Source organism: Rhizobium sp. P44RR-XXIV, assembly GCF_001999485.2.
Taxonomy (GTDB): Bacteria; Pseudomonadota; Alphaproteobacteria; order Rhizobiales; family Rhizobiaceae; genus Rhizobium.
On the sequence record NZ_MPVZ02000027.1, the window covers coordinates 287,041 to 307,978 of the forward strand.

The 20,938-nt window shown below is 61.0% G+C and carries 14 protein-coding genes and 2 pseudogenes; 9 read left to right on the forward strand and 7 right to left on the reverse strand.

Annotated elements, in window-relative coordinates:
* Together BSK43_RS13680 and BSK43_RS13685 are read left to right on the forward strand one after the other, a co-directional pair.
* Positions 1-3,000, forward strand: coding sequence for a hypothetical protein (locus BSK43_RS13680; protein ID WP_077472116.1), 3,000 nt, complete (start codon positions 1-3; stop codon positions 2,998-3,000).
* Positions 3,001-3,015: 15 nt separating this feature from the next.
* Positions 3,016-3,648, forward strand: a complete 633-nt coding sequence (locus tag BSK43_RS13685) for a tail fiber protein (RefSeq protein ID WP_077472115.1) — start codon at positions 3,016-3,018, stop codon at positions 3,646-3,648.
* A gap of 26 nt (positions 3,649-3,674) precedes the next feature.
* Here the strand turns inward: BSK43_RS13685 and BSK43_RS13690 are convergent, their stop codons facing one another.
* The gene (locus BSK43_RS13690) at positions 3,675-4,346 is read right to left on the reverse strand and encodes a Crp/Fnr family transcriptional regulator (RefSeq protein WP_158008771.1); all 672 of its coding nucleotides are present in this window, start codon (positions 4,344-4,346) and stop codon (positions 3,675-3,677) included.
* A gap of 633 nt (positions 4,347-4,979) precedes the next feature.
* Between BSK43_RS13690 and BSK43_RS13695 the strand changes: the two genes are divergently transcribed.
* On the forward strand, positions 4,980-5,981 hold the full coding sequence (locus BSK43_RS13695) for a hypothetical protein (protein WP_077472113.1): 1,002 nt from the start codon (positions 4,980-4,982) through the stop codon (positions 5,979-5,981).
* Between the two features lie 99 nt (positions 5,982-6,080).
* Here the strand turns inward: BSK43_RS13695 and guaD are convergent, their stop codons facing one another.
* The 6 genes and pseudogenes from guaD to BSK43_RS13725 all read right to left on the reverse strand — a co-directional run bounded on the left by guaD (position 6,081) and on the right by BSK43_RS13725 (position 13,107).
* A complete protein-coding gene (guaD, locus tag BSK43_RS13700) occupies positions 6,081-7,439 on the reverse strand; it encodes a guanine deaminase (RefSeq protein WP_077472112.1) in 1,359 nt (452 codons plus the stop codon).
* A 14-nt stretch (positions 7,440-7,453) separates the two neighbouring features.
* Positions 7,454-8,311: an aromatic ring-hydroxylating dioxygenase subunit alpha gene (locus BSK43_RS13705; protein ID WP_077472111.1), complete on the reverse strand. Its 858-nt coding sequence runs from the start codon at positions 8,309-8,311 to the stop codon at positions 7,454-7,456.
* A 33-nt stretch (positions 8,312-8,344) separates the two neighbouring features.
* A pseudogene (locus BSK43_RS35970) lies at positions 8,345-9,278 on the reverse strand (ABC transporter permease).
* A 13-nt stretch (positions 9,279-9,291) separates the two neighbouring features.
* A pseudogene (locus BSK43_RS13715) lies at positions 9,292-10,334 on the reverse strand (ABC transporter permease).
* A 1-nt stretch (position 10,335) separates the two neighbouring features.
* Positions 10,336-11,910, reverse strand: coding sequence for an ABC transporter ATP-binding protein (locus BSK43_RS13720; RefSeq protein WP_077472142.1), 1,575 nt, complete (start codon positions 11,908-11,910; stop codon positions 10,336-10,338).
* Between the two features lie 75 nt (positions 11,911-11,985).
* Positions 11,986-13,107 carry a BMP family ABC transporter substrate-binding protein gene (locus tag BSK43_RS13725; protein WP_077472110.1) on the reverse strand — a complete coding sequence of 374 codons (1,122 nt, stop codon included), beginning with the start codon at positions 13,105-13,107 and terminating at the stop codon, positions 11,986-11,988.
* Between the two features lie 192 nt (positions 13,108-13,299).
* On the opposite strand from BSK43_RS13725, the gene BSK43_RS13730 reads away from it, so the two are divergent.
* The 6 genes from BSK43_RS13730 (at position 13,300) to BSK43_RS13755 (ending at position 20,933) form a co-directional block, all read left to right on the forward strand.
* The gene (locus BSK43_RS13730; RefSeq protein ID WP_246662571.1) at positions 13,300-13,593 is read left to right on the forward strand and encodes a hypothetical protein; all 294 of its coding nucleotides are present in this window, start codon (positions 13,300-13,302) and stop codon (positions 13,591-13,593) included.
* Positions 13,590-14,240, forward strand: coding sequence for a Rieske 2Fe-2S domain-containing protein (locus tag BSK43_RS13735; RefSeq protein WP_077472109.1), 651 nt, complete (start codon positions 13,590-13,592; stop codon positions 14,238-14,240). Before BSK43_RS13730 ends, BSK43_RS13735 begins: the two co-directional genes overlap by 4 nt.
* A complete protein-coding gene (locus BSK43_RS13740; RefSeq protein ID WP_077472108.1) occupies positions 14,240-14,872 on the forward strand; it encodes a glutathione S-transferase family protein in 633 nt (210 codons plus the stop codon). Before BSK43_RS13735 ends, BSK43_RS13740 begins: the two co-directional genes overlap by 1 nt.
* A gap of 18 nt (positions 14,873-14,890) precedes the next feature.
* On the forward strand, positions 14,891-16,690 hold the full coding sequence (locus tag BSK43_RS13745) for an adenine deaminase C-terminal domain-containing protein (RefSeq protein ID WP_077472140.1): 1,800 nt from the start codon (positions 14,891-14,893) through the stop codon (positions 16,688-16,690).
* Between the two features lie 332 nt (positions 16,691-17,022).
* Entirely contained in the window at positions 17,023-18,921 is a 1,899-nt protein-coding gene (locus BSK43_RS13750) for a DUF1266 domain-containing protein (protein ID WP_077472107.1), read from the forward strand.
* Entirely contained in the window at positions 18,921-20,933 is a 2,013-nt protein-coding gene (locus BSK43_RS13755; protein ID WP_077472106.1) for a DUF4034 domain-containing protein, read from the forward strand. The genes BSK43_RS13750 and BSK43_RS13755 overlap by 1 nt, the downstream gene beginning before the upstream one ends.
* Positions 20,934-20,938: the final 5 nt, after the last annotated feature.

Sequence of the window (20,938 nt, forward strand, 5' to 3'; positions counted from 1 at the left end):
ATGACCGGCCACACCGAGATTCAGGAATGGCGCGATATCCCGCATAAGAACCAGAACGAGGAAATCGTGATCCGGTTTCGCGTTTCCTATGAGGATGCGGGGCGCCGCTCTGTGTTGAATGTCGCGGCCGAGATTTTTCGCGCGGTTTTGCCGCTCGAGACATATGTCGTCGAAGGCCTGCGCTTCGAGCAGGAAACTCCGTTCCGCGTCGCTTTCACGGGTGGGCGCAAGGTGCATGGCTGGCTGCGCTGGCGAACCGGGCTGGATGTGCAGTATTCGCAGCAGATCATGGGCCGGGTGGAAATCGAGGAGACCGACGACGTCGATTACTGGAACTATATCGGTTTCATGATCTGCTTTGGCAGCACGCGCCCGGTGCCGCCAATTCCGCCCGTTCCACCGCCGGATGATGATCCGCCGGTGCCGGGACCCCTGCCCATTCCGGATCCTGCTGATGGCATGGCGATCGCCGATGCGCATCTGGAGGCGGGAGAGCTCTTCCCCTTTGTCTATATCAAGCCATGGCCGAAGCTGGCGAGCGACGTTGTCGGCCAACGCTTCATGGCGGTGCCCGCAGCGGCAGCCGCAAGCGCCTTCTATTCGAAATTGAAGGGTGCCGATCCCGCCGCCAAGCGTGAGGCCGCTGTCGCCTTCATCGATGACACGATATCGCCGGCAACCGGCCAAACTCCAGGCGAGCCGTTCGTGACGCCGACGCAGCCGCTACCGCAACCCTATGCCGGCTTGCGTCATTTTCCCCGTCAACAGAGGAAGGACTGCACCTACGCGTTGCTCGATAGCTGGGTAATCGAAAGCTTCGGGGGGTGGGAAAACCTGGCCACGGAGCTGCAGTCGGCCGATGCCCAGACGGCGCTTGTCAATATATGGAATTCGGCGATCGCGCTGATGATCACGCTGGGCTATGACCATGCGTGGCTTTCCGATCTGATACGGCTGCTGCAGGTCACGCATTCGGTCAACTGGGTATTGGCCTTTCAGGCTGCACATCCGAAGGTCGGCGAAGATCCCGCGCCAGTGCCGCCCGACGCGGCGCTTTCTCGCGCACTCAGCGCGGTGATGGTCCTACCCGATGATATTTTCCCGGTCGATCCGCCTCCGGCGCCTGCCGATCCCCCTGCGGTGCAGCCTTATGCTGTCGGCGCCATCCGTACCGTGCACTACCGGCCTGGCCGTTATGTGCTCGGAGATATAGAGCGCATCGAATCCGTGATCGCGGGAGAAACCCGGCAGGACGTCCATCGCAACTTGCGCCGGACGGACACGGCCGAAGACGACCAGAGCGTCAGCGACAGCACCAGCAATTTCGGGCGGGATACCACGACCGCCGACTTGATCAATCAGGTCCAGAAAACCTTGTCGGACCGCGTCTCGACGACGACGATCGACAATTATCAAGCCGATTATGGCCAGCCGAGTACCAATTCCATGAAGGTCACCGGCAATTGGTGGGTTCAGGATCAACCGGCCGGCGGTTACCTGAAGGATATCTCGAAATTTGCCCGTGATGTCATCGACCGGTCGGTGAAGGCTCTTCGCCGTGAATCGATGCTGCGCCGGAGCAGCCGCATATTCGAGGAACTGGAAATCACGCAGACGCGGACCCTGTCGAACGCCGGCAACAACGGCGATCACCAGGCGGTGTTTCGCTGGGTGAACCGGGTATACCAGCTTCAGACCCGAGCCAGCCAGGACAGGTTGGTGTTCGAGATGTTCGTCGATCGTCCCGGCGCAAATCTGGCCGAGGCTGTTTCGCAATATCACGATCTCAGGCTTGTCGCGCCGCTGTCCCCGGCCACCATGGGGATAACCTCCTACGCCAGCCTGTCGCCGGAGCCGGTCAAACCTGGTGGGGCGCCGGCGTCTGTCTATTATCTCGATGCTTTCCAGGCCTATGGGATTGCTCCGGATGGGCCGCCGCCGCCGGCTCTTCGCGTCATCAGTTGCGGCTTCAAATCCAGAAATCCGTTGTCGGATGCGGAAATGGATGTGCCTGAAGGCTATACGCCTGTTCTGGCGACCGCGAGTATCAGCAGCTTTGTCGCCAATCCAACGGTGCAGGTGACGATGAGCGGCGTGATCCTGACGGCGGATCAGACCGGCACGATTTCAACATTCAAGGGATATCTCACGGCAAGCCCGGCGCAATATGCCGACCGGCTGCGGGCATCGATCGTCTGCAGCGTGCCGCCGAAGACATCGTCTGCGGCAGAAGCAACCGCCGGCGCGGGAAGCGGTTCGGGCGAGGGCGCGGCACCTGCGCCCGATACGTCGCCGGCGGAGGGGGCAACCGAATTCAACAATTACTATGCAGCCAGCATAGAGGTTCAATGCGCCCGGAGTGCCGCAACGCTCGCCAACTGGCAGATGGCGACCTATCAGAAGATCCAGGCCGCCTATCAGGCTTCGGTGACAAGCTATCAGACTGCCCTGACGGAGCAGCAAAAGGCACTGGAGACTGCCAATCCGACGCTTCTGACGCAGATCGTGCAGGAGCAGATTGTCCAGGCTGCCATCGCGCTCTTTGCCGGCGCGACGCTTGCCAAATCGCCGGATACGGCGGTTTCGATCAATTTCGAACCGCGCTATTTCCAGTTCCTGCGCAACATATTCGACTGGGATGGGATGGCGGTGGAACTGGTCCAGGACCCCGGCGCGGACCCGTATCTGACCGCGGGGCAAAGCGCGTTGATCTCGCTGTTTTCGCCAAGCCGCTATTTGCGGGACCTGCTTCGTGCCAAGCGCGCCAATCTCCTGCTCTCCGTCAAGCCGGAGGCGGCAAGAATGGCTTTGCTTGCATTTCGCACAGGCCAGATCTGGCCCTGCGCGGAAGACCTGACCCCATGCATGGCCGCGGATATGAGCGCGGTCGATCTTCTTTTGGAACAGCCGGACGAAGCTGGCAAAACCATTCAGGACAATTGGTCGATCACTGTTCCCACTGCTATGGTCGCACTGTCTACCGACAATCCCTTCACATGATCGCAGGAGTGCCGAATGCTGCCGCCTTTGTTTATTCCGCCAGTCTTCCCCGGAAATTTTCCCGGGCAGGAACCACGCCATCAATTCTTCCCGCATCCACAGTCGGGCGTTCAGGACGGCATTCCCGTTGGCGCGATCATTATCTTTCCCGGTGAAATCCTGCAGCAGACGCAAACCCTGACCTCGGCCATGACGGATCTGCGTTACATGCCCTGGATGATCTGCGACGGCTCCAGCCTGCTGAAGACCGAGTATCCTGAGCTCTATCGCGTGATCGGTGAGCTTTACGGAGCCGATGGAAGCGACAAGTTCAAATTGCCTGACTACCAGGGTTATTTTCTGCGCGGCGTGGATTTGAAGAAGTCCCTGGACAAGGATGACCGCACTCCACCCCCCGGCCCGGCCGTCAATCCACGCGGCGTTGGCTCGACCCAGATGGATGCTTTGCAGGATCATACGCACAATCTGAAAATGACCGCTCAATCCGTTACGCTGGGAGAAGGACCGCCGCTCAATCTCGAAGCGGCTCCGCCCGTGCCGCCATCGTCACAAACCGGCACCATCTATCACCAGGGGGACGTGCGCGTCAGCGAGACGGAAACCCGCGCCGTCAACATCGCGGTGAACTGGCTGATCAAGACGAAATAGGACGATGCGATCCCGAACCGCTACCGCTATTCGCTGAGCAAGGCATTCGGCTGGAGGATCGTCAGCTTCTGCCGGCCGGCCTCGAGAATCCCGTTTCGCTTCAAGGCGGAAATGGAGCGGCTGACCTCTTCGCGGCTGGCACCGATGGATCCGGCGATTTCCGCATGGGTTGGAAATTTTTCCAGCTGCCCGTTCGGCTTGAATACGCCCTTTTCCAGCGCCACCCGGGCCAGATAGGCTTTCAGGCGCTTATCCACGCTTTGGCTGGTCAGCTGATAGCTATGCCTTGTCAGCCTGCGGATCCGCTCCGCCATATCTATCATGATCCGCTGCCGCACCAGCGGTATCGTTTCGAGCAGATCGAGAAATGCCTGCTTTTTCATGATGATCAGGCAGGAGTCGGTTTTTGAATAGACCGAAAGGGAACGGTTGCCGCCGTCGATGGCCGAGAGCTCTCCGAAATAGTCAAGAGCGTTGAGCCTCGTGAAGATCAGTTCCCTGCCATCCTGATCGAGATAGAGCGCCAGCAGCAAGCCGGAACGAAGGAAATACACATCGCCGCTCGTATCGTCCTGGTTGAAGACGATCTGTCCCGGCGCATAGAAGCGGGTCCGCAAATCACGGGCGTCGAATGTCAGGCTCTCTCGCGCTACATCGGCGAACAGGGGGCAACTGAGGAGTTGACCAATATCAGTCACGTGTCGTTCCACACTCGTCCGGGTCATTTATTTGCTGCGAGACGCTCAATGAAAAAGTCCGCTGTCAACGATCGACATTGCATGGATACGAAAAATCTCGCGTCACCGGGCGTTTCGGCGGCTTAAGGTGGCCTCGGATCCAGTTTTAAAATTGCATATTGAAAAATACAAATCCCATTTCGAAAATCGTGCTCGAGCCAATTGGCACGCTCCATAATCTCATATTCTTTGAGCGGACGTTATAGGCAGATATCCCCGGCGAAGAAAATTTTCTTGCGCTTGCAGGTCCTGCACGAAGCCGGTGGACGGGGCTTAAGCGCGCCGCTGTCGAGCTACTTCGGGTTGCGTGGAGATGATGTCAGGCGCCTCAGGCTCCCTTCCGTAGCCGTCCTCCGCCCCCTCATTTGAAAGGGCGTTCTGCTCCGCTGCCATCTGGAAAAAATGCGGGCCGCAAAGAATTTAGTTACCCACGCAAAGGCAAGCCAAGACGGAAAAAGCTAGTGTCTATTCGTTGGCGATGGCCAGAGGTCTCAACATACTTGGAGGTCATATTCATGAGGATGCCCGAAAACACCAGACTCAATGTCATCGATGGCTTCGTCGCGGCGAACCAATCCGGCGGAGGTTACTGACATGACCGTTCCAACCCAGCCGCCGCAATCTCTTGACGTAGAGTTGCCGCTGACGACGCTATTCACTGACTACAGTGTGCAGCTGAAGATAAAGGAGCACACTGTCCCGGTCAGCCTCGATCTCAGCGGCGGACCGAAGGAGATTCAGAGCGACCCCATGCCGGTTGGCTCCTTTGACGGCGTGCCAGTCATGGCACAGATCAGCTTTCAGTATGACTATAACGTGGATAGTGACGAACTCACCATTCACGGAAACGACGACCAGACGGAGGATCAACTCCGCATCACCATATTCCTGCAGGATGCGCCCAGGCAGCTATCCGAACAGCGCATCGAATTCCGCGCAACGCCGAACAATGTCGGCAGCAATAGTCCCGTCACCAAGGTGTGGGCCGATTACGTCGGGACGCATACGGCGTTCCACGCACGCCTGATGGATACGGCCCGGCGCTGCAATGAAACACTGGTTGACGCAGCCATAAGGGCCGGCATCGGTAGCGTCGTTGAGATCGGCACTGCACCGACCGTCACCCTTGATAATCTCGACGACTTCAAGCGCATGTTCGGCAGGCCGATAGAGGCCGAGGCTTCAGTCGACAGGGCTTCGGAGGTCGCCGAGCTTCAGGACATCCTGCGCTCCACCTATGTTGGAACCGTCACCTGGGCAGGAAATACCGATTTCGCAAATGTCATTGGCAGCACGCTGGACCCGAAAGTCACGGGATATAATTCATGGATCGGCTTGTGGCAGGGTAAATGCAACAATGGAAATGCACCCACATATTGCACGTCTCGCAACTGGTTCAGCAGTCAGCCTCAGCGTCAATGCAGCGGCGTTTTTGTCGGAGGGCACGTGATCCCCGGGACACAGGCTTCCGAGATGGAGAAGGGTGATCCCGTTTATATCTATCCGATATGTTCGGGCCACAACGGGGTCAATAGTTCATACATGCACGTCCTCTACAACGCTAGGGGCGTCAAATTGAACTACTGGGAAACATGATATTGGTCTGCAACAGAAGCCTCCGCCATTGGCGGAGGCTTTGAGGCGTGCAAGAGAGTTTCATCGCGTGATGCGAGCTTAACAACTCCCGGAAACCAGTCAGACGCCGCGGCCGCCGACCCAGGTGGCCGCGATGTTCGGCCGCGAGGCGGTGTAGATGATCTTCTGCAATATGCCTTCGCCTTCGTCCCGATCCTCGAAAAGCCGCACCGTGCCCTGGGCGTTGGCGGTGTCTATAACGATGGCGTCGAATTGATAGCCGGGTACAAATTGTCCGATCGGCAAGTTGAGCGCCGCGCCGCCGCCGGCTGTTGCGATGTGAAAGGCATCGCGGAAGTCGATCTGCGCCGGCCCGAATGTCGAGCGCGTTTCTGCCGGTACGTTCGGATCGACACCGCTTTGCAGCATCCTCGAGGCGAGGATCGCGCCACGGGCATTCTCCAGCATCGAGGCGCTCGGCCCGCCTGAAATATCCGTGCCGAGGCCGACATGCAGGCCTTTCTCCAGCGCTGCGCGCAGCGGAAAAACCGCATTGGCGAAATAGGCGTTCGAAAGCGGACAATGGGCGACAGCCGCCTCACGCGCCTTGATCACATGCATATCCCGAGCGGTCAGAAAGTTTGCATGGGCGAGCACCGTGCCGCGACGGAGCAGGCCGAAGCGATCGAGGCTCTCCGCATCCGTCATGCCGTGGCGGGTAAGCACATAACCATGCTCCCAATCGCTTTCCGAACAATGGGTCTGGACATGGCAGCCGCATTCCCGGGCAATCGCGCCGAGCCCTTCGAGGGTGGCATCCGTGCAGGAGGGAATGAAGCGCGGCGTGACCACAGGCAGGACGCGGCCTTCGCCATTGTCGGAATGACCGCGGACATAATCGATGAGGGCGCGGGTGCCGTCCAACGCGGCCTCGGCCGAGGCATCCCGATAGTAGTCCGGGCATTCCTGCGGATTGTCCATCGCCACCTTGCCGATCAGGGCGCGTTGGCCCTTTTCGAGGCAGATATCGACCAGTGCCCGCGTCGCTTCCTGATGGATGGTGGCGAAATAGAGCGCGGTCGTCGTGCCATTAGCGAGGAGGTCGTCGACCAGCAGACCGTAGACATGGCGCGCGAAGGCAACATCCTGATAGCGCGCTTCCAGCGGAAACGTATGTTTCTGCAGCCAAACTTCCAGCGGCACGTCGAGCGCATCGCCGAGTTGCGGATATTGCGGCGCATGCACATGCAGGTCGACAAACCCGGGCAGAAGATAGGAGCCGGCGGGAAGCGTCACCAATTCGCCCGTTGCCTCGCGGGCATCGCGAATGGTGCGGTAATTGGGGTCGCCATGGCGATGGATCGCCTTGATCGCACCGCCAGCATCGATCTCGATCAGCACGTCATCGAGACTGTCGATCTTGCCGCGCACCGGCGAATGAAAGCCCGATGCGCTCAGGGTCTTGCCACGCAAATCCATTGCTATTCTCTGTTTCAGGCAGCCATGATGGTGGTGCCGTAGGTAATGCCTTTTTCCTTCAGCCAGCGCCGATAGGCAATCGACGTGGCGTCCGCGCGAGTGGGGATTTCGGCCCGCGGCTCCAGCGGTAGCAGTACCGGGCGTTGGTTTTCAAGAATGATGCGGTCCTGGAGGAAGATGAGCTGCTGGAAATGCACCAGCTCAGTCGTCGTCGAGACATCGTCGATCAGGAACATCACGGGATGGGCACGGCATCGATCCGGGTCCAGCGGCTGCACGAAGAGGCAGATGACATCCCAGCGATTGGCGGCGTTCGGACAGGTCTTGTAGAGCAGCGTCGCAAAAGGCGTCATCACCCGATAGATGTAGTCCGTCATGATGCCTTCGCTGGCCGAAAGTGCCGCCTGCGGCTGGAAGAACTGGCAATTGGTCGCCCAGACCTCGTCGACGTCGCGGCGGATTTCGACATTGTACTGCGCCACTTCGGTATGTGGCTCTGCGCCAAGAATATCGGTGTGGACGAAGGGGAAATGCGCCAGATCAAGGAAATTCTCCACGATCCGGAGCCCGGAAGCGCGTACGGTGACCGTGCCGCAATTGACGACGCGGCGATCCGGCTCATCGGCTTCGGGCAGTTCGAACAGTCCACCGGCCGGCGTGCCGAGCGTCGTCCAGACGAGGCCGAAACGATGGAGTAGCGGCAATGGCTCGCTTCGCCGATCGACCTTCACGACGATGGTGCCATCCCTTGATCGCTCTACGGTAAGATCGGTGCCGAGAAGACGATTGGCGGAGCTTCCGAACGGAATCTCGTTTTCCGTTTCCAGCGCATACCATTGATCAAGGGCTGCCTTGTCCAAACACTGGCTCATGGATGACTCCTTTGTCTTGTCGGGCGATCCACCTTAGCGGACATCGCGATAATAGGGCAGCCCAATGGCGGCAGGCGCCGCCATGATGCGGCGCATGCGCTGCCATGCCAGCACTGGCACGATGATGAAGGCCATCGTGCGAGATAGGGCAGCATCGACAGGAAGGCGGGCGCGATCGGCCAGCCGCGCGCCTGGCCGACAAAGCCAATCGCGGTGATGAGGCCGAACAGCAACCCGGACAGCACGGCCGCGATTGGCCGGTAGCCGGCAAAGATCACCAATGCGACTGCGATCCAGCCGCGGCCGGCGACCACACCATCCGACCAGGACGGCACGAAGGCGAGCGTCAAGTAGGCGCCTGCGCCGGCGGCAAGGGCTGAGCCGGCCGTAACATAGGCAAAGCGGATGAGATTGACCGAAATGCCGGCCGCATCCGCCGCCGCCGGGTTTTCGCCGACGGCGCGCAGATTGAGGCGTGGCGGGTGCGGAACATGACGTAGCTCAGCACGACAGGCAGGATGATATAGATCAGATAGACGAGGATATTCTGCGAGAAGAAGGCCTTGCCGAGGATCGGAAGATCGCTGAGCAGCGGGATTTCAATACCGGAAAAAGTGGCGCGCGCCGGCATGCCGGAATAGGCGCGGCCGATGCTGGAGGCGATGCCATTGCCCATCAAGGTCAGCGCCAGGCCACAAAGCACCTGGTTGGCGCGCAGGAGAACGGTGGCTGCGGCAAAAATCGCGCCAAAGAACGCCCCGACCAGCAAGGCTGCAAGGAAGCCGAGCGTCGGTGAGGGATAGATCGTCGTCGCGGCAATGCCCGTCAAGGCTCCCATCGCCATCAGGCCTTCGACGCCGAGATTGACGACGCCGACCCGTTCGGCCAACACCTCGCCGAGTGCGGCAAGCGCCAGCACGCCGCCGGCGAGAAAGGCTGTGGTCAGGAGGCCGGTGAGAAGATCCATGGTCTTGTCCTTATCAGGCCTTGTCGCGGGCGATGTGATAGTGAGCGAGCTCATCGCCGATCGCCGTCAGGAAGAGAATGAGCCCGGTGATCGCGAGCACGGCCGACGGGGTCAGTCCCTGGGTTTGCAGGATGATGCCGGAATTCAGGATGAAGGCCATCAGGGCAGCCGAGAAGATGACGCCGATGGCGGAGTTGCGTGCCAGCACCGCCACCATGATGCCGAGATAGCCGTAATTGTTGGAAATGCCGCCCTGCAGGCGATGCACCGTGCCGGCGATCTCCAGCATGCCGGCAAGCCCGGCAATGGCGCCGGACAGAAGCATGACGGTGATCAGGTGGCGGCGCGCCGGTATGCCGGCATAGCGAGCCGCAGCCGGATTGGAGCCAACGAGGCGGACTTCATAGCCCCAGCGGGAGAAGGCCAGCAGGCCAGCAACGACGATGGCGGCAAGAATGGCGACGGGAAGGCCCCAATGGATGGAGCCCCAGAGCTCCGGTATCTCCGCCGACAATCGCGCTGTTGCCGAATTCGCCGTGCGGTCGCGCCATGCGCTGGTCGAGACGTAAAACACCATAAGCACGGCGACGAAATTGAGCAGCAGCGTGGTGATCAGCTCGTTGACGCCGGCATAGGCGCGCGCCAGCGTCGGGATCAGGATCCAGACGAGGCCGCCGAGGAGCCCGGCAAGAAACATCAATGGGAGGATGACAACCGGCGGACCAGGCATGAAAAGGCCGACCACGGCGCGCCGAAGGCACCGGCATAGAATTGCCCCTCGGCGCCGATATTCCAGACGCCGATCTGCTGGCCGACGGCGACGGACAGTCCCGTCAGGATGAGAGGAACCAGCAGTACACCAAGATCCTGAAGGCCGAAACTGGAGCCGAGGCTTGAGCTTACCACCTCGGAGGCCAGTTCGAGTGGATTGGCACCGGTGGCAGCGAGAACCAGACCGGCAAACACGAGTGCCAGCAGGATAGCCAGGATGCGGGCGGCAAATGCCTTGCTGGGCGAGGCGGAAGGCAAGCGGTGAAGGCGAAAGGATGCGCTCATCTCAGGCGACCTCGCGCGCAAGGGCGCGTCCGCCCATCAACAGGCCGATCTGGTCGATATCGGTCCTGTCATTGTCGACTATTCCCATGATCCTGCCTTCGTAGAGCACGGCGATGCGGTCGGAGAGATTGAGGAGTTCTTCCAGTTCCTCCGAGATCAGCACGATGCCTGCGCCGGCATCACGCAATTCGACGATGTAGCGCAGCATGGTGTTGATGGCGCCGACATCGAGGCCGCGGCTTGGATAGGCGGCGATCAGGACCTTGCTGGCGATGCGCATCTCACGCCGGGCGACGAGGCGCTGCTGGTTGCCGCCGGACAGATTGCGGATCGGCATGTTGAAATCTGGAATGGCCACTTCCGCTGCCGCCGCGATCTCCTTGGCAAGTGCGGCTGCGGCTCCAGGACGGTAGGCGCCGCCCGCTGAGATCGATGGCGCCTTGTACTCGCGCATCACGGCATTGATGGTGATGCTCAGCGCCGGGGCAAGGCCGCTATGAAGCCGGTCTTCCGGTATATGGCCGATGCCATTGTCCGCGAATGCAGCTGCATTGCTGCGCTCGACGGGAAGCTCGTCGATAAGGATGCGCCCGCCGCTGATCTGCCGCATGCCTGACAGCACCTGGCTCAATTCGCGCTGGCCGTTTCCGGCCACGCCGGCAATCCCAAGGATTTCGCCGGCGTGAACCGCAAGCGAGATATCGTGCAGCGCCTCGGCGCCGGCGTCGTTCCTTGCCGACACGCTTTCAAGGCTCAAGACGGGCTTCGCCGAGATCGACGCAGCGCCGGCGGCACGCTGGCGCATGTCGGCAAGCACGATATCGCGGCCGACCATCAGCTTGGCGAGCATACGGGCGTTGCAATCGGCTGTCCTTTCGGTCGCGATCTTGCGTCCGCCGCGCAGGATGCTGACGCGGTCGGAAATCTCGAGCACTTCGTCGAGCTTGTGGCTGATGAAGATGACCGCATTGCCGCGCGAGACGAAGTCGCGCAGCGCCCTGAACAGTTCGCGGGCCTCTGCCGGGGTCAACACGGCTGTGGGCTCGTCGAGGATGAGGACGCGCGCTTGCCGGGCTAGTACCCGCAGGATCTCGACGCGCTGCTGCTCGCCCGTCGAAAGATCGCTGATACGCGCGCCGGGACGGGTCTGAAGATTGAATTTTTCGGCAAGCAATGCCGTCCGCGCTTCCAGCACCTGTGCGGAGGCACGCCTCGGCGTCTCCGACCAGCCGAGATGAATGTTTTCGGCGACCGTGAAGGCCTGCACCAGCTTGAAATGCTGGTGCACCATGCCGATGCCGGCGGCGATCGCCTGAAGTGGCGTGGCAAACTGCCTGGCATAGCCATCGATAATGATCTCCCCGGCATCCGGCTGATAAATGCCCGTGAGGATGTTCATCAAGGTCGATTTGCCGGCGCCGTTTTCGCCGAGCAGGGCGTGGATCTCGCCGGGCAGAACCTCGAGATCTACATTCTCGTTGGCGATGACGCCCGGAAAATATTTGGCGATGCCCTTGAGCTGGACCAATGGCGGCGTGCCGGGAGGCGCTAGGAAGGGTGTCGCTGTTTCGGTCATCAAGTACATACCAGAGAGTCATGGGATGGGCCTCGGCCGAGGGCCGGCCGAGGCACCATTTCGCAATTGGGTTGTTCAGGCGCTGAGCCCGGTGACACCCTCGACGGACCAGTCCCAGTTATAAAGATCGCTGTCGGTCATCGTCTGGCCGGCGGCGACGCGGACCTTGCCGGTCGAATCCTTGATTTCGCCGGCAAAGGGCGACCAGCCGCCGATGATCTTGTCGCGCACGGCGTCGGCAGCCGCAGCCACATCGGCCGGGACCTTTTCGCCCCATCTGTCGCGATCGACGCCAGCACCCATGGCAAAGAGCGTGTTGTCAGGCGTCCAGGTGCCGGCCAGCCGCTTGCCGACCTGATCGACATAATACTTGCTGAAATCGATAAGAACGGACGAGACGTAGGAGTTCGGGCCGTAGCGGCGGATATCGGTATTCCACATGGCGGCCCAGACACCGCGTTTTTCGGCGACCTGCAGATAGCCGGCTTCATCCATGATGCCGAAGAGGAAATCGCAGCCATTGTCGATCAGTGCCGTGCCGGCCTGCGTTGCCGCCTGCGGATCGAACCAGGAATTGATGGCGATGGTCTGCAGCGTCGCCTTCGGATTGACCGAACGGGCACCCATCAGAAAAGCATTGGTCGAAGCAAAGACCGAGGCGACCGGGAAGGAGGCGACATAGCCGAGCTTGCCGGATTTCGACAGATGGCCGGCTGCAACGCCGATGACGTAGGTCGGAAACCAATGGGCCAGATAATACCAGCCGAGATTGTCCATATCGACGCGGCCATCGCATTCGAGGAAGGCGACATCGGGCGCCTGCTTGACGACAGCGTGCAGGAAATCGCCGTTCGAAGAGGTGTCGAAGATGATGTTGGCGCCTTCGCTGACGAACTGGCGATAGGTGCGGGTCGCGTCGGCGGAATAGGGGATATTCTCAACCTCGAGAATCTTCTTCAGTTTCGGATAGGCCGCCTTGACCGCGAGCAGGCCCTGATGGTGCGCCCAGGTCCAGCCCTCGTCCGAGATCGGGCCGACATGCCCGAAGCCGACGACGGCATCCTCTTCCTTGATCGCCGGAAAGGAGGCTGCGGCGTAGGCGCGACTGGCAAGGCCTGCCGGCAGCATCAGCGACGCCGCGCCGGCAGCGCTCATATTTAGAAATCCGCGACGGGACAGCGAACGCAAGTCAATCATGGAACCCCTCTTTTGATTAGGTGCGCCAACAGCGCCCGAGGGTAATCGACGCAACAATTATGCCAGTTACCGTGGCTGGATCGGTTTGATGCCTGTTGGTCGATAACGGTCCATGTTGCAAAGCCTCTTGAATTTCAAAAGCCAGCATTGCTAGAATGCCTAAAAGTGAAGCATGCTTATTTTTTATGCAGATTGGATACTTTTGATGCGCAGGCCGGCCATGAATGGAACGAGCGGAATGTCTGCGGCATGATCGAGGCCGCTCGTTTTGTCTTTCGGGGGCAGATGGTGTGCGACAGTTTCGTCGAGTTCGCGCAGCATCGTGCGCGCCGGCTGGATCTGGATATCGAGGTCGGAGCCTGCGACGCGCGATCCGCGACGCTTGCTGTCAGAGGCCAGAACGATCTCGTCGACGCCTTCGAAATGGCCTGCAGCCTCGGCCCCTATGATTGCGTCATTCTCGATATCGAGCGGAGTAGCTTATGAAACTGGAAGCAGGATGGGTGCCGGTGGCACTTTCGGCGTCGATCGAATCGGGAACCTCGGCGGGCGCCGTGGTCGACGGCAGCGAGATCGTCGTCTGGCGCGACAATAGCGGCAAGGCGCATGTCTGGGAGGATCGCTGTCCGCATCGCGGCATGCGCATGAGCTTCGGCTTTGTCCGCGGCGATCACATCGCCTGCCTCTATCACGGCTGGCAGTACGATACCGCCGGGCAATGTCGCTATATCCCGGCACATCCGACCCTTGAGGTGCCGCAGAGCATCAAGGTGCCGACCTATGTGGCCGAGGAGAAATACGGAATCGTCTGGGCCACTGCTGCAGGCGAAGCGTCGCTGCCTGATATCGACGGCATAACCGAGGTCACCCCTGTGCGCAGCCTCTACATCGACCGTAGCGCGGACGACGTCGCGGCTGCATTGCGCGAAAGCGGCGTCACCGATCGCGGCTTGATCCAGGTGGGCGACGATCGCTTGCTGGTGGCGCTGCAAGGCATCTCGCCGAACAAGGCAGCGCTACACATTGTCATTGCCGGGGTGCCCGCCGTGCATGCCGGCGCCAAGCAGAAGCACTATGCGGTCTGGGCCGAAAGGCTTCGTTTCGATCTCGAACAGAAAGCGGAGGTCGCCTGATGGCCGGCATCACGCTCTATAATTACGAGATGGATGAGGGCAGCTATCGCGTCCGCCTGCTGCTTTCCATGCTGAAGCTCGATCATACGATGATCGCTGTCGATATGTTTCCGGGCCGCGAGGAGACGAAGCCGGCTATGCTCGCGCTCAATCCGGCGGGAACGATGCCTGTTCTCAGCGATAACGACCTCATGCTGCATGGTGCTGAGGCTATCCTTGCCTATCTCGCCAAGGCCCACGATCCCGCGGGCCTCTGGCTGCCCGAGGATGCGCCTGCCTTCGGTGCAACGATGATGTGGCTGCATTTTTCTGCGACAGCACTTGCTCCTGCCGTGGCGGCGCGGCTGAAATCCCTGTTCGATACGCCCGGCGATGAAGCAGCCCTTCATACCGGTGCACGCAAGGCTTTCCGCATCATGGACGACCATATGACGCTGCGTCAGTTCGACGGCCGCGAATGGTTCGTCGGCGATGGCCCCACGCTTGCCGATCTGACGCTGTTTCCGTCTTTCGCGCTCAGCCGTGACTATGGTATCGATCACGACGACTATCCGGCGCTGCGCCGTTGGGCGCGGCGCTTCCGGACGATCGAGGGTTTCCGCACCATGCCGGGAATACCCGACTATCACTGATTTCGAATGGGGGATTCGATGACGCTCACACGCTTTTCCGTCAAGCCGCTCTCGACCATGACGCGCACGCTCGCCGATGTTGCCTCGGCGCGTCGCGAGCCGGATCTGGTGATCAAGGGCGCGCGCGTGCTGTCGACCTATTCGGAGCGGATTCTGCCTGACAAGGAAGTCTGGGTTTCGGGCGGCCGTATCGCCGCCGTCAAGCCGGCGGGCAGCTACCGAGGCAGCGGCGCCAAGCTCTATGACGCCAGGGGAGGGATCATAGCGCCCGGCCTCGTCGACCCGCACATCCATATCGAATCCAGCATGGTGACGGCCTGCGCCTATGCCGAGGCCGCTCTCATCAACGGAACGACGACTATCTTCTGCGACAGCCACGAGATCGGCAATGTCATGGATGTCGCCGGCGTCGAGGCGATGCTGGAGGATGCGCGCCACGCGCCGCTGTCGATCTTCCTGACGGTGCCGAGCACGGTGCCGGCAACCTCGCCGCAGCTCGAGACGGCCGGTGGCGATCTGACGCCGCAGAAAATTGCCGATCTTTTCGACAAATGGCCGGAAGCCTTGGCGCTCGGCGAAAAGATGGATTTCGTGCAGGTGGCGATGGGCGACGAGCGCAGCCACGCGATCCTGACCGCTGCGCTGGAGCGCGGGCGGCCGGTCTCGGGCCATGTCTACGGCCGTGAATTCGTTGCCGCCTATGCGGCATCCGGCGTCACCGATACGCACGAAGCCATCGATCGGGAAATCGCCGATGACCTCTTGGAGGCCGGCATCTGGCTGTTCCTGCGGGGCGGTCCGCCGACGACACCCTGGCACAGCCTGCCGCACGCCATCAAGACGATCACCGAGCTCGGCGCGTCGCACAAGCGTATCGCCGTCTGCACCGACGACCGCGATGCCGAAGACCTTCTGCTCTTCGGGCTCGACTGGGTGACGCGCGAAGCCGTCAAGGCCGGCATGACGCCGGAGCAGGCCTGGGCCATGGGCTCGTTGCACGGCGCGACCCGCTTCGGCATGGAGAACGAAATTGGTGGTCTCGGCGGCGGCCGCCGCGCCGATCTGGTGCTGCTGACCGACGACCTGACGCCGGTCAGCACCTGGTATGGCGGCGAGCTCGTGGTCGAAGACCGCAAGATTACTTCGGTCCTCGATGCCGCGCTGTCCAGTCCCTATCGCTATCCGGAAGCTGCCTATCATACCGTGAAGCTGCCGAAGGCGTTGAAGCTGACGCCGGAACTGCCGACCGGAGCGGTGATCGCCCACACCATCAAGACCGAGCTGCCGGGCATCATTCTTGGACATGTCACGGTCGAACTTGAGCCGGCAAATGATTGGCAGACGCATTTCGACCGCCACGGCCTCTGCTTCGTGACCGTCGTCGAGCGCCACGGCAAGTCGTCTGGCAATGTCGCTTACGGCCTTCTGAACAACTTTAATTTGAAGAAGGGCGCTGTTGCCTCCTCCGTCGGCCATGACAGCCACAACATCATCATCGCCGGCACCAACGAGGCAGATATGAAGGTCGCGCTCGATGCGATCGAGGCCGTGCAGGGCGGCGTCTGCGTGGTCATGGATGGCAAGGTGACGGCCATGGTGCCGCTGCCGATCGCCGGCTTGCTCTCCGACAAGCGCGTGCATGAGGTGGCGGAAGAGGTGAAGGCGCTGAAGGTTGAATGGGAAAAGGCCGGCTGCACCATCGCCTATATGGGCTTCAACCTCATCCCGCTCTCCGTCATCCCGGAAATCCGCATCACCGACAAGGGTCTCGTGCTCGTGCCGGAGATGACGATCGCGCCGTTATTCGAGGAAATTTAGAGAAAACCGTCAGCTCCGCGTGCCGCAATTCATGCCCATAACTGTCTTGGCGCTCCCGGTCGAAAGGCCGGGATTTCGTGCGCGGTTGGAGGTACCGACCGGCAATGGAGCGCCCGATCCTCGAATTGAAAATACAGGACCAAAGGGTGTATTCCTGTAAAATCAATCCAAGCGGTTGCAATCCATCTTCAAATCAATATTTTCCGCTGGGAGAGTGGCCGCAGGTGCAGGCATCCGAATAGGCGATAGGATTTTCCCATCAGTCCAATGAAATCCCCATTCATTGCTCGGCCAAGGCTCCGTTCGGCTCCATCGTTGTGCGGACGTGCTGCATGAATGTCAGGGTTATCGCCCCACGCGACGTGATCAATGCCGGCCTTATCCGGGATGCGATCGTCGCGCGAAGCCGCGCTCGCCGCGACCATCCGGATATCCGGCGCTGGCTTGAGACCCATTTCTTTCGCTGGGTGATCGGCTGCTTTGAGCATGCCTTGCCCGTGACCGATGCCAAGGCGTGGCATATTTGCGTCGGCGCCCAACCCATCCCCAACTGGTTCCAGGCCAAGCTGGCCGCCGGCGTCCAGGGCATGATCTATATCGATGCTGAGCATAATCTATTGCGTGATCAGGAAGCGCGGCTGGTGGAATTCCTGCACTCGCGGCTCGACACCCGCCTCGCCGGGCGCTTTCAGCGCATCTCCTTTGCCGCTGCCGACGCCGCCTGGCGAAAGGATCATGAGCGTATGCGCCGCAGGCGCACGCGCGGGTGGTGGCCGAGCCATCGACAGGCCCTGACCGAAATCATCACCACGCCCAATGGGCGCTTCGTCGAGCTGCGCGGCTCGGGAGATCTCCTGCGTGCCGAAATGGCCTATGAGTCGTTTCACATGCAGCATTGCCTCGGTCAGTTCGCCAACCATGACCGGCTTGAGGGAGGCTATGGCGAACAATATGCCAGGGGCTGCGAGGAAGGGCGCATGCGCCTGTTCAGCCTGCGCGACGCGAACAATCATCCGCATGTGACGATCAGCCTTGCCGACGATCTCGGCGATTGGAGCGTAGATCAGATCAAAGGCAAGCAGAACTCCGTCCCGGCCGCCCGCTACATGCCGGACGTGCTGCTATTGTTGAACAACCTGCGCCCTCGGCCGAACGACAGCACCGACCTGGTGCTGCTTGGCCTTATCGCCCATGAATTACCCACTGTCCTTGGCCGTACGATGGGGTTCAGTTATCAGTCTTTCGCCGAGCTTACCTCCGCCGATCTTCAGCACGATCTCGTTGCCACCCTCCCGCATTTACTGGCCCTGCATCCTGATCCGGATGTCCAGCTCCAGTGGCTGGCACTGGGTGCGGGTGCCGATATTTCCGCAACGACGGCAGAGCCGGGTGCTGCGATCATGGCTGCCTTGGCGGTGACGGCCCTTGATAGATCCACCCCGTCGGCCGGAGAGAGGCTCGCGGAGATCTTCGCCAGTCACTTTCCGAACTGGCAAGGCACCCTCTCGGCCAAGGATGCACCTTCTTCCGAGCAAGGGGGCGGCGGTTGGCTCAGCCGTCTCCTGGCGCCGGCGAAAACCTCCTCGCCCACTGGAGAGCCTGACACCTGCCGCAAATGGGCGCTTGCCATGACCGAGCCGCTCTTTCATCGCCATGCAGTCACCGGCATGACGCGTGGTCTTCGGCTCAGCGCACCATCAGCCGTGCCGCAGCGCCAGCAATCTCTCATTCGAACTGAACTCGGTCTCGACCAAGGCCGGGATGAGGAGGTCGTGGCCCGGTTTCACCAGCAGTTTTTCCGCGTTCCCGAATTCGAGCGGCTCGGCGCTTCCGCTGGCCGTCAAAAGGGTTTGGCGCGCCAGCTTCTCGCCGCACACGCCATGCGGCAGAGCTATATCCTTCGTCTTCTGGCCGCCTGGGGCCTGATCGATGAGACGCTCGGTTGGGCGTTGCTCTTTCTCAATGCCCAGCGCGTGCGCGATTGTTTCCTCGGCTGGGATGAATTCGGTCTTGCGGCCGCGCGCGGCAGGGCACTGCGGGCTGCGTGGCTGTCGCGCGAACCGCACCACGGTCAGAGCACCCATCCCAGCAAGGCCACGGAGAACGAATGGCAGGATTTCCATACGTCTCCCGAATACATCTGGAAGCGACTGGAATGGTCGTCCTTCGATCTCGTCATGTCGGGGCTCGCCCCGCATCCCTCTTCACAACAGCGCAATAGGAATCACTGATGACCCAGATAGCGGCCCTGTCCGTCGAGGAAGCAACAGCACGCGATATTCCGGTGAATTTCGCAGTCTTGCTGCCGACCCGTCTCTGGGACGAAACCGAGCGGCTCCTGACGCGGCTCCGCGATGCGGCCGTCGATCACCCAAGCCAGGGCGACTATTACGATGCGCTGCACGATTTCCATGCCTGCGCGGTGCAGGGCGGCCCGGCTATTCTGGAAGCCTTGCGTCTGTGGCAGCAGGCTCGCCCACTCAGTCACTTTCCGGCGATTCTCGAAGTGGCCTATTGGTCGGCCTGGTTCGGGGAATATCGCGGCACGGACATGGCCGATGAGGTGACTCCGGCCATGTGGGCCTGCGCCCACAGAGCGCAGGATACCATGTTCCGCGCGCTGGTCAGGCTTCTGGTACGGGATCAGCAGGCCTGGCTCGTCATCCCCGGCATCCTTCATTCGGTCGCGGCTGTCGGGGAGCCCGACTGGTGGACGAAATGGCTTCTCGGTGGCGAGCGCCCGAGCCGCATGCCTGCCCATGGAACGTCGGATGAAATCGAACAGATGTTTGCCCGTTCGGGTGGTGAGTTGATTGCTGAAATCAGTGCCACAGAGCTGCCGGAGCATCTGCCTGCGGTCCTGACCGGCGAAGCGCTGTCCTGGCGGCGCGAGCGGCGGCGTGATCCGGTGGCGCCTCTGCAGTACTGGCTGCGCGTCGCCTTCGCTATGGATCCTTTTGCGCTCGAGGTGGCCTGCAGCTACGTATCTCTTCGAATGCCTCGTTGGGGCGGCAGCATCGAGGAGATGCTCGCTTTCGCCGATTCGCCCCTGTGCGAGCGTTTCAGCGAGATCGATCGCAATGTGCTGCGCTATTTCGCCTGGTTCGACGAGCTTGAGCTCGATGGCTACATGTTCGAAGACCCGCGCGTGGTGCAAAACCAGCTGCGCATTGGCGAGCGTCTGCTGAAACGCCCCTTGCCGGAGAACCTGCGGGGCCGCGTCCACAAATATGTCGCCTATCTCTTCGCCAAGCTCGACCGCGTCGAAGAGGCGTGCAAGCACTATGCACAGAGCGCGCCGCATAATTTTTTCGAGGACTGGCAGATCACTCGCGCCGTCGAGGTCTGGATGGCAAGCAAGGATAAAGGGCCGTGGCTGGGGCAGGTCGCCGACCGTAATTGCCTTGCCAGCGCGCGGGGCGCCTCCCTCTACGGTTTCCTGTGCTCTCAGGGTTGGGCCGGGATCGAGAAGCGGCCGGAGGTGGCGGATGGCTGGTACAGGCGGGCAGCCGAAATGACCCCTGATCTCACCGATGTCGCAGCATCGCCATTCAACAGCCTGTCCAAGTTCGCGGAATTCGAAGGCGACGAGGTGCTCGTGCCGACGTGGGCCAAGGCCGCCGAGTATGGCGACGCCTCCTCGCAATTCCTCAGCGGCTTCCATTTTCACGGCAAGGATAGGCAGCGCTCGCTCGGCTTTTATCGCCAGGCGGCGGCCAGCAACCATCCGACGGCGATCTACAATCTCGCCTATACTCAGCTCCTTGCCGTATGCGATGAGGAGATTACCGGTTCGGAGGCGGACGAGGCAGTCAGGGATGCGCTTTTTCATCTCGACAAGGCGCGGGACTTTTTCCCGATCTTGCTTGAAGAGGATCCTAACTCGATCAACCTGGATATCTGGCGGCGCATCAGGGGTGCGCATGCCTGGCTTTTGCGCAGCGAAGCCTTCCCGCTATCCGCACGCCAACACGTCTTGCAGCCGGTGCTCCAATTTGCCGGGAACGGCGACGCCGGCTGCATGGTCGCGCTTGGCTGGTGGTATGCCGACAAGGAACTGAAAAGCTACAATCATCAGGAGGCGGTGCGCTGGATCGAAGCCGCTCGCCTTGCCAATCCAGATCAGGAATTCCTGGAGGGCCTGCTAGACAAGGTCGAGGGAAGCTCCTTCTGGAGCATATTCAGATATAGCTGGGTTCAGCGAAGGGTGAAGCGCGATGGCCTGCCGGGGCAGGTGGATTAGCACGC